Below are 15,787 nucleotides of genomic sequence, written 5' to 3'. Positions count from 1 at the left end.
TGCGTGGCAGGTTTATGAATTTATCACAAATTAATTGAATAATTCAGGATTCCAACTCAGCTTTCCTGCGCCACGACTTCACTCAGAATCAGGATCGCTTCGCGCATTTCATCCTCATCCATATTACCGAATCCCAGCCGAACCGCGCTTAATTTTCCGGTTTGAAAAAGTAAGGTCTGCGGCAAATGCAGATTTCGTTTCAGGCAAGCCTTGCTAACGCGCATCAGGTTAATATCCTTCCGCCACTCCGTCCAGAAAGCCAGTCCGCCGGGGGGAGATTTGAATGTGAGATAATCGCTTAAATGGGTATTCAGCAGCGTTTCCAGCAGATCGCGGCGTTGGTGATACACTTTTTGCGCCTTCTTGATATGCCGCTGTACTTCCCCTTCGTCCAGCAATTCGCCCAGTGCCTGCTCCATCATCAGATCCCCCTGCCGGTCAATGATCCGCCTGAACTTCCCCAGCTCAGTGATCAGATCGGCCGGCGCAACCAGGTAGCCCGACCGCAGCCCCGGCGCCAATGCCTTACAAAATGAACCCACATACACCACCATTCCAGCGCGATCGGCACTCGCGAGCGGCAGCACCGGACTACTGTTATAGTGAAAATCGTAATCGTGATCGTCTTCCAGAATGATAAATCCATATTTGACCGAAAGACCCAGCAATTCCATTCGCCGCTCGGCACTAAGCGTTACGGTGGTGGGATAGTGGTGGTGCGGCGTAATATAGAGCAGGCGGACCGGCGTGGTTTTGCAAAGTTTCCGCAATGCATCTACCGATATTCCCTGCTCGTCGACCGGAACAGAAAGGATATGTGCGCCGGCCTTTTGGAAAATCATATTGGCCGTGTAATAACTCAGATCAGCCACGACTACTCGGTCTCCTTTGTTGATCAACAGCTGCGAAGCAAGGTAAATACCCATTTGAACTCCCCGGGTAGTCAGGATATTTTCTGCTTTAATATGCAGCCCGCGGGTATTGTTGAGGTATCCGGCAAGCTTTTCGCGGAAGTATATATTACCTTCTGCGTGCGAATAGCCCAGGTATTTGCGGTTATTTTTTCTTCTCAAAACACCTGAATAGGCTTTTGCCAGTTTGTCCATCGGTGCCAGTCTCACGTCGGGCAGCCCGTCTGTAAATTCCAGATCAACATTTGAAACGGAAACGGGACGATCGAGCAGCATGCTTTTTTCAAATGCAAAACCGGTTTCGCGGGGGTAACTAATCAGATCTTCCGCCCGGAAATTTTTCAGCCCCGGGTACCTGTTTTCTGATGAATACGTCACATAGGTACCCTTATTCGGCCGCATTTCAATCCAGCCCTGGGCGTCCAGCTCCTGATAGGCGGCCACGACGGTCTTCCGGTGCACTTCCAGAATTTCGGCCAGCGAGCGCGTTCCGGGAAGTTTAGCGCCATTTGCCAGCACCCCGCGCTGGATCGCATTGATCAGTTTATGAGCCACTTGCAGATAAACCGGCGTACCGGAAAGCCTGTCGAGCAGAATGATATTTTTAAATGGAATTTCAACCGGACTATTCATTAGATCAAAACCGGAGCATTTAGACGGTCCGGCAAGGTAGTAGTTTTGTTTGAAGAGAGGAAAGGGCGACCCGCGTAGGGAGGATGGAGGAAAGGGAGGATGGAGGAAAGGGCGGCCCGCGTAGGGAGGAAGGAAAACATTTTAATTTTTTATTCAATGTCTCAATTTTACATTTTTTGTACTGGCTTTTGTCTTGTTGCCGGCTCTTTATTCGCGCAGGATATTTCTTTGGATCCTGTGACTGTTACTTCTTCGATTGTTGAAAAGCGGGCTTCGGAGACGGGGCGGAATATTGCGGTGATCAAGGGGGAGAATTTTCAGAACCTGCCGGTGCATAGTATCGATGACCTGCTCAGGTATGTACCGGGCGTGGAGATTCAGGCACGGGGACCGATGGGCTCACAGAGTGATATCGTACTGCGTGGCGGTACCTTTCAGCAAGTGCTTGTAATTCTGGATGGAATTCGCCTTAACGATCCCAATACCGGGCATTTTAATAGCTATATCCCCATTTCTCCGGCAGAGATCGAGCGGATCGAGGTTTTGAAAGGTGCTTCTTCGGCGATTTATGGTTCAGATGCGGTGGGCGGGGTTATTCACGTAATTTCCAAAACTTTCGCGTCGCGGCTACATGGAGAAACAGTTGAAAATGCCCCGGCAAAAACGAATGTCAGTGCCGGAATCTCAGCCGGGCAATATGGTTTGATCAATGCAAATGCAGGTGGTTTTTATCAAAAAGGCAGACTGGCAGTTTCCGGCGGCCTGCTCACAAATAATGCTACTGGCGTGCAGCAGCGGGGTATAAAAGGATATTTTCACAACAATACCGCGTCGCTTTCCCTGAACTACCAGCTTTCCGACGCGTGGAATGTGGCAGTGCGCAGTTCTTATGATCACCGCGATTTTGCCGCGCAGAATTTTTACACCGTACTCAAATCCGATACCGCCAGCGAAAAAGTAAAATCTTCGTGGAACCAGCTTCGGCTTGGCTATAAAAAGAACAAAACTGCATTTGCATTCGACGCGGGCTACAAATTTGTGGAAGATACCTACCTATTTAATCCGCACTCCATTGCTAATAACAGCAAATCGCAGCTCTGGCAGGGACTGGCGACTTTACAACAGGAATTCACGCCGGCCACCAGCGTGATTGCAGGTTTGAATTATCAGAACAAAAATATCGCTTCCAACGATCGCGGCGACCATTCGCTTCACCAGCTTGCTCCATTCGTTTCACTCGTGCAGCGTCTTGGAGAAAGTTTTACAGTAACTCCTTCTCTTCGTGTGGATTGGCGAGAAAGTATAGGTACGGAAGCAGTTCCTCAAATTACATTATCCTACAAAAAAGACAGCTGGCAGCTTCGCGGAAGTGCGGGTAAAACGATCCGCGATGCAGATTTTACCGAGCGTTTTAATAACTATAATAAAACCCTCGTCGCAGGTGGAAACGTGGGTAACCCTTATCTGAAAGCCGAGCGGTCGTTCAGTTACGAGGCTGGCGCAGACTGGTTTTTGACTGCAAATAGTGCCTCTCAATTCAAATTCTCCGCGACATTTTTCCAAAGATTACAAAACGACCTGATTGATTACGTGACTACGCCTTATGCGCAAATGCCGAGAAAGGATAACCTTTCATCGACCGGAAATTTTGGTTTGGCACTGAATATTGCGGAGGTGAATACGACTGGATTCGAGTTTGATATTCAGTCTGTTAATACCATCGGATCAAACCAGAAACTACTCTTTAATGCAGGATTAACCTGGCTCGATAGCAAGAATAGTAACCAGGTACCCTCGTTTTACGTGTCGTCGCACGCCAGGTTCCTGACTAATTTTTCTGCTGTTTATCAGGTTAATAATTTCTCACTCAGCCTGAATGGTTTGTACAAACAAAGAGCAGCGAGGGAAGCGGCGGCGATTGAGGCTGAGATCACAAAAAGCTATTTTGTGCTGAATGCGAGAGCTGAATACGCATTCCTCAATAAAATGCTGGCGTTTTATGTGCAGGCTGACAATGCATTTGACAAAGAATACAGCGATTTACTCGGCTCCAAAATGCCTGGTCGATGGGTAATGGGCGGAATCAGATTTAATCTCACGCGATAAGAAATCGTTATTCAGGCGCAGTTCGTATATTGAGAAGTTACATCCAATGATATGCTTTCTCAAACCCGGGCTGCGTTTTTTGCTTTAATAATATTCACTTTCTTTTCGGGCCAATATGCTTTTGCCGGACAAAATACTTCCGCTGATTCGTCCAAAATGAATGTCTATTTCCTCAGCGGTCTTGGCGCGGATAAGCGCATTTTCAGCAACCTGAAACTAGATGATGACATTTCCGTGCATCATATTGAGTGGGCTAAACCTTTGAAAAAAGAGACGCTGGCACATTATGCGGGCAGGATTATCTCGCAGATCGATACTACAAAACCGTTTCAGCTGGTTGGGGTTTCTTTTGGGGGGATGATCGCGTCGGAAATATCGGAGATCGCGCGGCCTGAGCAGATCGTTATTATCTCGAGCACTTCTACCGGGATTCCGGTTTCACGCTTCTATCGTGGATTAACGCGGTTTCTACTGTTGTCACCCTTTGCAGGGCCGATTTTGAAGTCTGCCAATAAGACCACATATAAGTACTTTAGCGCAACTACACCCGAATCGAAATCGCTTTTGAAGGCTATTTTGCACGATACCCATACCAAATTCTTAAAATGGGCACTGGCACGAACCGGTAGCTGGGAGAAAAAGCAGCGGGCCGACAATCTGTATCATATTCACGGCGACCAGGACCGGCTGATCCCGATCAAGCTGGTGAAGCCGGATCAAGTGATTGCCGGCGGCGGACATTTGATGGTTTACATTCAGGCTGACGAAATTTCAGCCATTTTGAACAGAAAATTAATGCAGGAGAAGTAACTATTCCCAGTTATTAACCAGAATAATCTTCCCGATATGTTCGCTGCTTTCCATTAAAGTGTGTGCTGATGCAGCTTCGTTTAATGTGAATTCTTTAAAAATGACAGGCTTAAATGCGCCTTTTTCCAGCACTGGCCAAACCTGATCGCGTATTTCCTGCGCCAGCTGTGTTTTAAAATCATTATCCCGGTTCCTTAAAGTGCTGCCAGTAATTGTAAGCCGCTTCCGCATGATCAGTCCGAAATCTACCTGATCTTCCTCCGTTTTCACCTTGCTGCCTTTCATGGTATTGATGAAAACCAGGCGACCATCAGTATTCAGCAGGCGGATATTCTTAGGAATATAATCACCACCGATCATATCCAGGATCACATCTGCGCCTTCCTCTTTCAGAATCGCTTCGAAGTCATTTTCTTTATAATTAATGCAAATATCAGCTCCCAGTGAAATACAGGCTTCGCACTTCTCTGCACTACCGGCGGTCGCGAAAACTTTCGTCGCTCCCATTGCTTTCGCAAGTTGGATCGCAGTAATACCGATTCCGCTGCTGCCACCGTGTACCAGGAAATTTTCACCTGCTTTGAGTTGCCCGCGCTGGAATACATTATGCCACACCGTAAAAATTGTCTCGGGCAAAGATGCAGCCTGTGCGTAGGTAAAATTGGAGGGTACCGGAAGACAGTGTCCGGCCTGAGCGACAGCATATTGGGCATAACCGCCGCCGGAAAGCAATGCGCAAACTTTATCGCCCGGCTTCCAGCCAGTTACTGCACTGCCTGTTTCTACAATTTCGCCGGCTACTTCCAGCCCGGGAATATCTTCGGAAGCTCCGGCTGGTGGCGGGTATTTACCCTGGCGCTGCATCACATCTGGCCGGTTTATACCCGCGGCGTAAACTTTGATAAGTACTTCGGTTCCTGTTGGCTTTGGCACTTCCCGCTCGCGAATCTGCAATACTTCCGGTGCACCGGATTCTGTAATAACGGCTGCTTTCATGCCACTTTAATTTGGTACGGATTAATAAATTTCCTTCCCGAATGGGGTCAAAGACAGGGTCATTAGTTTGAAATGCTGTTTTGCAAAAGGAAGTCCGATGATGGTAATGGCAAGAATTATTCCAAAGATCAGGTGAGTGAGCGCAATCCAAATCCCGCCGACTACCAGCCAGATCACATTAAAAACAGTGGACAGGCAACCTGTATTGCCGGGAACATCGCGCACTTGCTGCCCGAACGGGAAAAGCGCGAGCATACCGATTTTGAAACACTGGATCCCGAATGGAATTCCAATGATCGTAATGCAGAGTATTAAGCCCGCGACCATATATTCCAGGAAAACCAGAAAACCACCGAAGACCAGCCAGATAATATTTCCAATGAGATTCATGATTGCCCGTTTTTTATTTTTAATAACCTGAAAAATTCCGTCTCTTCTATTTCCCTGACCCCGCCCGGCGGCAGGTCGCCCAGTTCCAGCTCCTCAATACTAACGCGAACAAGGCGCTTGCACCGGTGCCCGGCTACGCGCACCATTTTACGAATCTGGTGAAATTTCCCTTCTGTTAAGGTCATTTCCAGCCAGGTATTGGGGATGTTTTCGTAGGTTTCGTTTTTGTGTTTTGTTAAAATAGCGGGTCTGGGGATAATTTCGACCTCGCAGGGATTGGTAATATATTCCACCCCGCCTTTTACCCTGATCCCGATCCCATTGCGGAGCAGCTGCAAGGTCTGCTCGCTTACCAGATGCCCCACATTGACCCAATACGTACGTTTATGCGGGACTTCGCCCATAAAAAGGAGATTGGTAACCCGCTTATTGGTAGTCAAAATCAGCAAACCTTCCGAGTGGCTATCGAGTCGGCCTATTGCATGCGTACCCTCCGGAAACTCAAAATCCAGATCCCCCAGCAACCCCACCTCGTCGGTACTGACAAACTGGGAAACCATATTAGGAGGCTTATTGATAATAAAGTAGCGGTGACTGGGCTGGGGCATTTGCGAATTTACTGACTCCCGGCGACAATTTCCCGGATTGCGGAAATGACTTCATCTATCCGGAAATATATATCGTCATTCGAAAACCGAACCACCTGAACATCGAAATCGTTGATCAGCTCAGATCTCAACCGGTCATATTCGACGTTCTCATCCAGCAGGTGAATGCTTCCGTCCACTTCGATCACAAGTTTCGCTTCGTGGCAATAAAAATCTACAATATACAGGTGAAATGGGTGCTGCCTTCGAAATTTAACGCCCAGTTGCTTATTAGACAATCTTTCCCAGAGCAACTTTTCAGCCCTGGTTTCATTTTCACGAAGCTGTCTTGCACGGGCAAATAAGACAGGCGGAGCGCCATAGTGCATCATAATGTGTGTATTTTGAATGCGGCTGGTAGGTGGCTTTCATTTTGGTTTTCGATAGTACTTGGTTTGGAGCAAATGGGCTATTGACCTACCCCCAGCCTCTACCTCCAGCCCCTGAACGGGAGCCATCGTTATTCGTTAACTACTCAGCAGCGCAAGTCCCCAATAGGGGATTTAGGGGTAAAAGGGGCACGAAGTAATCTACCCCGCACCTACCCCCAGCCCCTAAAGGGGAGCTATCGTTATTCGTTAACCAACCAGCATCGCAAGTCCCCAATAGGGGTTTTAGGGGTAAAAGGAGCACAAAGTAATCTTCCGTGCACCTACCCCCAGTCCCTAAAGGGGAGCTATCGTAATTCGTAAATTACCCAGCATCGCAAGTCCCCAACATGGGATTTAGGGGTAAAGAGCATAAAGCAATCTTCCGTGCACCTACCCCCAGCCCCTAAAGGGGGCATCGTTATTCGTTAACCAACAAGCATCGCAAGTCCCCAACAGGGGATTTAGGGGTAAAGAGCATAAAGCAATCTTCCGTGCACCTGCCCCCAGCCCCTAAAGGGGAGCTATCGTTATTCGTTAACTGAGCAGCAGCGCAAGTCCCCAACAGGGGATTTAGGGGTAAAAGGGCACAAAGTAATCTTCCGTGCACCTACCCCCAACCCCTAAAGGGGAGCTCGGCAGTATTCCGTTGGATACGCAATCAACGCAAGTCCCCAACAGGGGATTTAGGGGTCTATTCACCGGTGCCCCTTTTCATAATGCGCACGCAGCATATCTTCCCCGAAATCATTCGTCAGGTCCCTTACTACTGTATGAATATGGTTGCCGCCGTTTTGGGTGTTGTCGAATTCGATCAGGAATGTGGGGGCGTGGATGCGGTAGTAGTGGCCGTGGCCCGGACCGATCAGCGGCTCGCGGTCGCCCATCCATGCGAAATGGATATTTTCCAGTCCGGCTTTTTCAAGTTCGGCCCACTGCTGGCTTTTGAGTGTGACGTGATAGCGTTGCAGATAAGCCATAATCAGGTCCTTGAAAATCGCTTTCTGCGTAGCATTTAAATCCCGCATTGGTATTCCTTCCATTTTTTCGAGAGACGCTTTGCGGGTGTTTGAAGTGAATATTTCGTTCGGTGCCTTTGCGCCCAGACTGGCTTTTTCCTGTTGAGATTTGTCAAGGCTGTTCAGCAACTTGAATGCTGTTTCCTGCTCGGCTTTCAGGATTACTTTCCCTTTTTGAGGTACGTCGGCGAGCACCTTGCCTGGATTGCTGCCCATGAAGCTAGGTGTGTAAGTAATATGGTTGTTGATCGAGGAAAAATGCAGGGAAATGTGGTGGCCTTCCACCCGCCAGCCCCAGGGATCGTTGCCTGGTTTGCCAAATACAAGAAATGCATAATTTTCAGGGTCCCGGTAAGTATCGTTTGCCGGGCGTGTTTCTACCACCCGCAGTACGTTTTCCAGGTCGATGATCTGCTCAGCCTTACTATATCCCTCCTGACTTAAAACAACCTTGATCAGCGCCATTGCGGCTTTTCGCTGCGCTGCATCCATTTGTTTCAGAGAAATCCCTTTTCTGTCGCGGGGTGTAAAATTCCAGTCAAACCTCATTGGATCGGAATAGGGCAATATCGCGTCTTTCTGCTGGCCGGCATCAAGCAGTTTAATGAATGCATTTACGGCGAGCGCCATTTCTTTGGCGAGCTTTTCATCTTTGCCCGGCCCCAAAATGCGGTTACCTGCATTTGAAGCCGCGATTCCCGCGACAAAAAACAATATACACAGACCAGCCTTGAACCCTATCCTTTTCATAAGCAGTCAGTTTTGAGATTTTGAGTGAGTATTCCCTGAAAATGAAAAGGATTAGCCGGCAGGAAACTACCAATGCGAGATGAAACCGATTAGATTTGCCATTTAAAGACAGCAAATGATGAATTGGGAAAAATTGCTCTCGGCCAAACGCTGGGGAAGCGAAGACAAATACAATGCAGATCCTGCCGAGGCAAGATCAGAATTCCAGCGCGATTACGACCGCCTCATTTTTTCCTCTCCATTCCGCAGACTTCAAAATAAAACGCAGGTATTCCCGCTGCCAGGAAGTGTTTTTGTCCATAACCGGCTCACACACAGCCTGGAAGTAGCAAGTGTCGGTAAATCTTTAGGAAGGATATTTTACAATAAACTCCGCGCCGACGATCAGGATATTGATACTAAATTGCCTCTGATCAGCGAAATCGGGAATATCGTTTCCGCTGCTTGTCTGGCGCACGATCTCGGTAACCCGGCATTCGGGCACTCCGGCGAGGCGGCGATCTCCCATTATTTTACAGATGACGACGGACAAAAATACAAATCGCAGGTAACCGCGGCGCAGTGGGCCGATCTTACTCATTTTGAGGGTAACGCAAATGCATTCCGGATCCTGACACATCCGTATGCAGGTAAGGGTTACGGAAGTTTCGCGCTCACCTACTCCACGCTGGCTGCGATCGCAAAGTATCCCTGCGAGGCGATTGCCGGACATAACAAGGCGAACATATACACGAAGAAATACGGTTTCTTCCAGTCTGAGCAAGCTGGTTTTCAGAAGATTGCGGATGAATTAGAACTACAAAAAGAGTCCGGTTCGCCGCTGGTGTACCGGCGCCACCCGCTCGTTTACCTGGTTGAAGCGGCCGATGATATTTGCTATAATGTGATTGACCTTGAAGATGCGCACCGGTTGAAGATCCTTTCTTACCAGGAAGTGGAAACGCTGCTCCTGCAACTTTGCAATGATCCAAAAATGCCCGGCCGATTGCAGGAAATAGACGATGATGATGCGAAAATCAGTCTTTTAAGAGCCAAGTCGATCAGTACGCTCATCCACGAATGCTCCGAATTATTTTACAATGAGCAGCAGACAATCCTCGACGGTAATTTCAATCAAAGCCTGATCGACGGAATTGCGGAACCTTACCGGTCAGCGATGAAAGAGATCGGGCGCATTTCTGTTAGTAAAATTTATAACTATTCATCCGTGGTACAGATAGAAGTCGCTGGTTACAAAGTAATTGGAGGATTATTGGAAGAATTTGTACCCGCCTATCTGAACAACAATTCACATTACACTAAGAAACTGGTAGAGCTGATTCCTAAACAATTCATCACCTCGCGAACCGATCCCTATTCGAAAATCCAGACTGTGCTTGATTTTGTGTCCGGAATGACGGATTTGTATGCAGTCGAACTTTTTAGGAAGATCAAAGGAATATCGTTTCCTTCCATTACCTGAACCGTAATTGCCGGAGTTACACAGGGATAAGGGTAATATTAATTCGAGTATCAAAACTTTTCTGTAAATTGTTATTTCGAATTATAAGCCCGATCAGATATCCACCTCATGCAAATTGAACAGGTTGTTTATAATGATATTTCCTCTCCTATTTCATTCAGTTTAACACCCCAATTATTCGTTGTTTTTGGCAACCGCGAGCTGCTCGAGACAAGTAATCTCACACAAAAGCTGACCGGCGAATATCCCGGCGCGATTTTTTCTGGTTACTCTTCTGCGGGTGAAATCGCAAATTTCTTAAAAGACAATTCCATCGTTACAACAGTCCTTAAATTTGACAAAACAGCTATTAAGAGCTTGCTGGTGAAAGCCTCATCAACGGTATGGGCGGAGACCCTGACCTTGCTAAATAATTACTGGACCCTTTGTAAATTTCCGGAATAACATAACTCAGCGTGATAAAAACCTGTTATGACTACCCTTAACATCCTGTTAGTAGACGACGACGATATCGACGCGATGCATTTCGCGCACGCCGTTCAAGAGTCACAGGTAGAGCTCGGAGAAATAAGGATCTCGAAATACGCCGAAGATGCATTACAAGTGCTGGAAACCTGGTTTCCTACCTGCATTTTCCTGGATTACCAGCTGCCGAAAACGAACGGCCTGGAATTACTGAAAAAGATCAAAAAAGTGGCGCCAAATCTTCCGGTGATCGTACTTACCTCACAGAGTGACGAACGTATTGCCGTGGAAATGATGAAGGCCGGAGCAATGGACTATTTCCCCAAGTCAGAGATCAATGCCGAAAAACTGGCGAAAACTTTCCATACAATGAGCCGGATGCGGGAAGCGGAAGAGGGACGCAAGCGGGCTCATCGCGAACTTGCCGAAAAAGAGGAATTTATTAATAAAATAGCATTGCTGTCTCCCAATATCATCTACGTGATTGATATTGAGAATTGGACCAACATTTTTCATAACAAACAGATATCCAAAATATTAGGATATTCAGAGGAGGATAATATATCTGACAGCATTAGTGGGCTGACCAAAATTATCAATGACCAGGACCAGCTCACATTTCGCCGGCACTACCATTACATGCGGCATTGGGTAAAGGATTCGGATGTGATCGAAAAGGAGTTCAGGCTGAAACACCGTGACGGGTCGGAGGTCTGGATCATTACGAGAGAAGTGCCTTTCAAGCGCAATGAAAAGGGAAGTGTACAGGAAGTGCTTGGCACCGCGATTGATATTACCGCCCGAAAACTGGTGGAAAAAGAGCTGTTACAAGCCAAGAAAGATGCCGAAGAAGCTACCCGCATCAAGTCCGATTTCCTGTCGACCATGAGCCACGAGATCCGTACGCCAATGAATGGTATCATTGGATTTACAGAGCTCCTGCTGAGCAGCAATTTTCCTGAGGAAGACAGACAATACCTTAAAATGATTAAATATTCGGCTGATAACCTGATGGTTATCCTGAATGATATTCTTGATTTCTCCAAAATCGAAGCGGGTAAGTTCGGGCTGGAAAACTTTGAATTTGACCTGAAAGAGAAACTGGAATACCTGGTCAGGACGTTCGAGGTGAGAGCAAAGGAAAAATCGATCGACCTCGCTTTCCGCGCCGGACCTAATGTGCCGAAATTATTAATGGGAGATGCGTACAGGCTGAACCAGATCCTGATCAATCTGGTCGGGAATGCTATCAAGTTCACGGAGGAAGGCGGATTTGTGAAAGTTTCGGTGGAATTATATGAGGATAAGGGCGATAGTGTCGATATTAAAATTGACGTAACTGACTCAGGAATTGGCATTTCGGAAGATAAGCTCGGTAATATTTTCGACAGCTTCTCACAGGCGCACCAAAATGATGCAACCCGGTATTTCGGCGGGACCGGTCTTGGTCTCAGCATTACCAGAAAAATTACCGAACTGATGAACGGAACGATCTCTGCTCAAAGTAAACTGGGCGAAGGCGCCACTTTCAGCGTGATTCTTAATTTTGGTAAGGTCGCAAATGCAATCGAACCGCAGCGGATAGTAGCACCCGAGCAGGTTTCTCTGAAAGGTTACCGTATCCTGGCTGCCGAGGATATTCTGGCCAATCAGATATTGCTCAAGCATCTGCTTACGCGGTGGGGAGCTTATTTTGTCATTTGCAACAATGGACAGGAAGTGCTTTCCTACCTGGACGATGGGGAATTTGATCTGATCTTAATGGACATTCAAATGCCTGTGATGGACGGCATTGCGGCGATGAAAGCTATTCGCACCAATTATCCTCAACACGCGCACGTGCCTGTGATCGCTTTTACCGCAGATACTTTTGCCGAAAAAGCGCCGGAAATTGACGGGGTCAAGTTTGCAAGCTTCGTTACCAAACCTTTTCGTGCAGAAGAACTGATGCGGGTGATCAGCCGCCATTTAAATGTGAGCCGGAATGCAGCTCCCGAGGCAGTCAGCTGATCTTTTCCCAATTGATTTTGTCGGGTGTCAAAGGCAATTCGCGCAGGCGGCTGCCGGTGGCATGAAAAATCGCGTTGGCAATCGCGGCGGCAGTTGGTCCCTGAGCCGCTTCTCCTGCACCAAGCGGCTCGTCCCCCGGCCTGTGGATAATATGAACTTCCGTATGCGGGACCTGATCAAAACGGAGGATCGGGTAAGTTTCCCAGGTAGTACTGGTAATGCCCGTTTTATCAAACTTCACTTCTTCCAGCATGGTCCAGCTTGCCGCCTGGATCATTCCACCGGAAGTCTGGTTTATGATCCCATCGCTATTGATCACCTGACCCGAATCGATCACAGCGCTTAATTTCGTCAATTGGTACGTTTTGGCTGCTTTGTCAATAGTTACTTCCGCCTTCACGGCCAGGTACGCCGCGCTGTTTTTGTATTGGGCAAAAGCAAAACCTTCCCCTTTACCCTGCCCCCAGCCTGCTTTTTGAACCAGCGTCGTAATCACCTGCCGCGCGCGCTCATCTTTTAAATGCGTCAGCCGGAAAGCGACCGGATCCTCGCCCGCTTTCCACGCAAGTTCGTCCATGAAAGATTCCAGCGCAAAGATATTCCCGTACGCACCCAGACTCCTCAATGCAGAACTCCGCAATGGTCCGTCGAAGTCGCGCAGACTTATTTTCTTAGCAGCAAAATCATAAAGCGGCACTGAGTTCCGGTGGCTGCCGCCCGAAAAACCGCCCGATTTGAAGGTAAACGGTTTGGCAATATGTCTTCCTGCGAGCAAGTGCCCCGCATTGCCGCCCGGCCGCGAGCTGTGCGTATCCGAACAAATCTCCGTATCCCAGGCATCGATTTTACCAGCCGCGCCGATCCGCCCCCTTATACTTAATAGCATCGCAGAACCATAAGGCTCCCATTTATGCTCGTCTTCCCGCATCCATTGCACGCGCACAGGCTTACCCGGCATTTCCATCGCAAGCAAAGCCGCATCGCCGCCCGCATCGTCGGCGCCATTGTGGCCGTAACATCCCGCGCCCGGGACACCGATTACCCTGATCTTGCTTTCCGGCAATTTCAGGAGATCTGAAATCGTTTTCCGCAGCGGGTAAACGCCCTGGCTGTGCGACCAGATAGTAAGCAGATCGTTCTTCCAGAGGCCGATCGCGCACGACGGGCCAATCGATCCGTGCATTTGATACGGTTTTTTATATACAGCTTCGTGCGTAAAATCCTTCGCTGGTACGCTGCCGCCGCTTTCCTCTACTACTTTGGAGTCAGAAGCAGTTTCTAGTATATTGTTATATAAATTTTGAGGTAAAACACTAAGTGGCTTCGAATCCCATTTTGCGTCGGTTTTTAAGATTCCCAAAGCTTTTACAGCAGTATATTCTTTGTCTGCGATCACTGCCACGAAGTTCCCGTTCACGACCAGTTTCAGTACGCCAGGTGCTTTTGCGATCTGTTCTTTCGGTACAGAAACAAGTTTGGAATCATAAACAGGAGGGCGTAAAATACGGGCGTGCACCATCCCGGGTAACCGCATATCCTGAATGTAATAGGCTTTGGCTGCGGCCATTTGTGCAATATCATCTCGGTGGATCGCTTTACCAACAAGCTTGTACGACGCAGGATCTTTCAGCGGCGCCTTTCCGGTCACTTCCACTTCCAGACGTTTACCTGTAACTAATTCCTGGTAAGTGACCGTTTTCTTACTTTTGGAAGATATTACCACTCCGTCTTTGACCGACAGGTTTTCAACCTCCGTTTGAAGCTTTTCCGCAGCCAGCTTCAATAGATATTGCCTCGCTTCGGCAGCTGCATTCCGGATCGCGCGACCGCTGCCTTCGATGGAGCCGCTGCCGGCAGTGTAGCGTTCATCCTGCGTCTGGCCCGTATCTGCTATGATAATTTTCACTCTATTCATCGGGATATCCAGTTCTTCGGCGGCCATTTGCATCAGCGCCGTGCGGATACCCTGGCCGAGCTCCATTTTGCCAGTAATAACCGACAGCTTACCGTCTGCATCGAAGCGAATCCAGGCGTCGATCGTCTGGCCATCTGCAACCGGCTCTATTTCACAAACAGATTTGTCCTCAAACCCGGTAATAGCTGCTAAGGCAGGAAAAAGCTGAAAACCGATCACCAAGTGCCCGGAACTTTTGAGGAACGAGCGCCTGTCGGAGCTGAAATGCGTGTGATCTTTCATGAATTTTTCATTTTGGCCGCTGCCTTTTTTACCGCACTGATAATTCGGGTATGTGTGCCGCAGCGACAAAGTACCCTATTGAGCGCCTGGCGAATCTGTTCGTCAGAGGGATTTTTGTTTTCGGCGAGTAATGATTTGGCGGACATGATCATGCCGTTCATACAATAGCCGCATTGCGCAGCCTGCTCTTCTATAAATGCTTCCTGAACAGGATCCAACCTCCCGTTTTTGGCAAGCCCGTCCAATGTGGTGACCTCGTAAACTGCCGCAGAAGAAGCGGGTATCACGCAGGAAGGCTGTGACTTTCCGTTCAAAAGCACCATACAACTGCCGCAACGCTCGATCCCGCAACCGTATTTTGGTCCGTTCAGCCGCAAATCGTTTCGCAGCAAATAGAGCAAAGGCATTTCCGGATCCGCTTCGACATTATGCACTTTGCCATTTACCTTAATCGTGATCAGTTCAGTCATATTTGGATAGAAAGAGAGACAGAAAGCAGGTTCGCTAATACTATGCCAGCCTTGTTTAAAGATAAAAACAAGTGAGAATTTTTAAATAACTAATAAAATAGTTTTGAAACTAAATAAATAGTCCTACATTTGAATTATCAGTTAATTAACTTTTCAATACAATATCAATATCATGGAAGTACGCACATTGACACGCGCTGAGGAAGAGGTAATGCGGATTCTTTGGCAATTAAAAAAAGGATTTGTCAAAGATATACTGGCCGAAATGCCTGAACCTAAGCCAGCATACAACACGGTTTCGACGATCATCCGCATTCTTGAAAAGAAAGAGGTGGTAGGCTACAACGCTTACGGAAAGACGCACGAATACTTTCCGCTGATCAGCGAGGAGGAATATAAGCGACACGAAATGAAGCAGTTAATGGTCAATTACTTCGACAATTCACTGCCTAACCTTGTTTCGTTTTTTGTAAAGGACAATGATCTGAAAACGAAGGACCTAGACGAGATCATGAAACTCATCAATCAGCACAAAGACGAAAAATAAATCTGT

14 protein-coding genes are annotated in these 15,787 nt (G+C 47.8%); 6 read left to right on the top strand and 8 right to left on the bottom strand.

Annotated features, from left to right (window positions below):
* Positions 1-56: 56 nt before the first annotated feature.
* Positions 57-1,544: a MocR-like pyridoxine biosynthesis transcription factor PdxR gene (gene pdxR / locus KOD92_RS23005; RefSeq protein ID WP_215235965.1), complete on the bottom strand. Its 1,488-nt coding sequence runs from the start codon at positions 1,542-1,544 to the stop codon at positions 57-59.
* A gap of 156 nt (positions 1,545-1,700) precedes the next feature.
* Here pdxR and KOD92_RS23000 point away from each other — a divergent pair, with 156 nt between their 5' ends.
* Positions 1,701-3,650: a TonB-dependent receptor plug domain-containing protein gene (locus KOD92_RS23000; protein WP_215235964.1), complete on the top strand. Its 1,950-nt coding sequence runs from the start codon at positions 1,701-1,703 to the stop codon at positions 3,648-3,650.
* Positions 3,651-3,701: 51 nt separating this feature from the next.
* Positions 3,702-4,460 carry an alpha/beta hydrolase gene (locus KOD92_RS22995; protein ID WP_215235963.1) on the top strand — a complete coding sequence of 253 codons (759 nt, stop codon included), beginning with the start codon at positions 3,702-3,704 and terminating at the stop codon, positions 4,458-4,460.
* On the opposite strand, the gene KOD92_RS22990 is transcribed toward KOD92_RS22995, so the two are convergent.
* The 5 genes from KOD92_RS22990 to KOD92_RS22970 form a co-directional block, all read right to left on the bottom strand.
* Complete coding sequence (locus tag KOD92_RS22990) at positions 4,461-5,456, bottom strand: NAD(P)H-quinone oxidoreductase (protein ID WP_215235962.1); 996 nt, start codon at positions 5,454-5,456, stop codon at positions 4,461-4,463.
* Positions 5,457-5,477: 21 nt separating this feature from the next.
* Positions 5,478-5,846 carry a YccF domain-containing protein gene (locus KOD92_RS22985; protein WP_215235961.1) on the bottom strand — a complete coding sequence of 123 codons (369 nt, stop codon included), beginning with the start codon at positions 5,844-5,846 and terminating at the stop codon, positions 5,478-5,480.
* The gene (locus KOD92_RS22980) at positions 5,843-6,454 is read right to left on the bottom strand and encodes a pseudouridine synthase (protein ID WP_215235960.1); all 612 of its coding nucleotides are present in this window, start codon (positions 6,452-6,454) and stop codon (positions 5,843-5,845) included. Before KOD92_RS22980 ends, KOD92_RS22985 begins: the two co-directional genes overlap by 4 nt.
* A gap of 8 nt (positions 6,455-6,462) precedes the next feature.
* Positions 6,463-6,825 carry an endonuclease domain-containing protein gene (locus KOD92_RS22975; RefSeq protein ID WP_215235959.1) on the bottom strand — a complete coding sequence of 121 codons (363 nt, stop codon included), beginning with the start codon at positions 6,823-6,825 and terminating at the stop codon, positions 6,463-6,465.
* Between the two features lie 734 nt (positions 6,826-7,559).
* Positions 7,560-8,630: a DUF3500 domain-containing protein gene (locus KOD92_RS22970; RefSeq protein ID WP_215235958.1), complete on the bottom strand. Its 1,071-nt coding sequence runs from the start codon at positions 8,628-8,630 to the stop codon at positions 7,560-7,562.
* A gap of 115 nt (positions 8,631-8,745) precedes the next feature.
* Between KOD92_RS22970 and KOD92_RS22965 the strand changes: the two genes are divergently transcribed.
* The 3 genes from KOD92_RS22965 (at position 8,746) to KOD92_RS22955 (ending at position 12,567) form a co-directional block, all read left to right on the top strand.
* Positions 8,746-10,092 (top strand): deoxyguanosinetriphosphate triphosphohydrolase, encoded by a 1,347-nt coding sequence (locus KOD92_RS22965; RefSeq protein WP_215235957.1) that lies wholly within the window; start codon positions 8,746-8,748, stop codon positions 10,090-10,092.
* A 108-nt stretch (positions 10,093-10,200) separates the two neighbouring features.
* Positions 10,201-10,536, top strand: a complete 336-nt coding sequence (locus KOD92_RS22960) for an FIST N-terminal domain-containing protein (RefSeq protein ID WP_215235956.1) — start codon at positions 10,201-10,203, stop codon at positions 10,534-10,536.
* A 27-nt stretch (positions 10,537-10,563) separates the two neighbouring features.
* Entirely contained in the window at positions 10,564-12,567 is a 2,004-nt protein-coding gene (locus KOD92_RS22955) for a response regulator (RefSeq protein ID WP_215235955.1), read from the top strand.
* Here the strand turns inward: KOD92_RS22955 and KOD92_RS22950 are convergent.
* Together KOD92_RS22950 and KOD92_RS22945 are read right to left on the bottom strand one after the other, a co-directional pair.
* A complete protein-coding gene (locus tag KOD92_RS22950) occupies positions 12,560-14,764 on the bottom strand; it encodes a xanthine dehydrogenase family protein molybdopterin-binding subunit (RefSeq protein ID WP_215235954.1) in 2,205 nt (734 codons plus the stop codon). The genes KOD92_RS22955 and KOD92_RS22950 overlap by 8 nt on opposite strands.
* Positions 14,761-15,234: a (2Fe-2S)-binding protein gene (locus KOD92_RS22945; protein ID WP_215235953.1), complete on the bottom strand. Its 474-nt coding sequence runs from the start codon at positions 15,232-15,234 to the stop codon at positions 14,761-14,763. Before KOD92_RS22945 ends, KOD92_RS22950 begins: the two co-directional genes overlap by 4 nt.
* A gap of 172 nt (positions 15,235-15,406) precedes the next feature.
* Between KOD92_RS22945 and KOD92_RS22940 the strand changes: the two genes are divergently transcribed.
* Positions 15,407-15,781: a BlaI/MecI/CopY family transcriptional regulator gene (locus KOD92_RS22940; RefSeq protein WP_215235952.1), complete on the top strand. Its 375-nt coding sequence runs from the start codon at positions 15,407-15,409 to the stop codon at positions 15,779-15,781.
* Positions 15,782-15,787: the final 6 nt, after the last annotated feature.

It is taken from the genome of Dyadobacter linearis (assembly GCF_907165045.1).
In the GTDB taxonomy this organism is placed as follows: domain Bacteria; phylum Bacteroidota; class Bacteroidia; order Cytophagales; family Spirosomataceae; genus Dyadobacter; species Dyadobacter linearis.
This window is presented reverse-complemented; position numbering and strand designations above follow the sequence as displayed.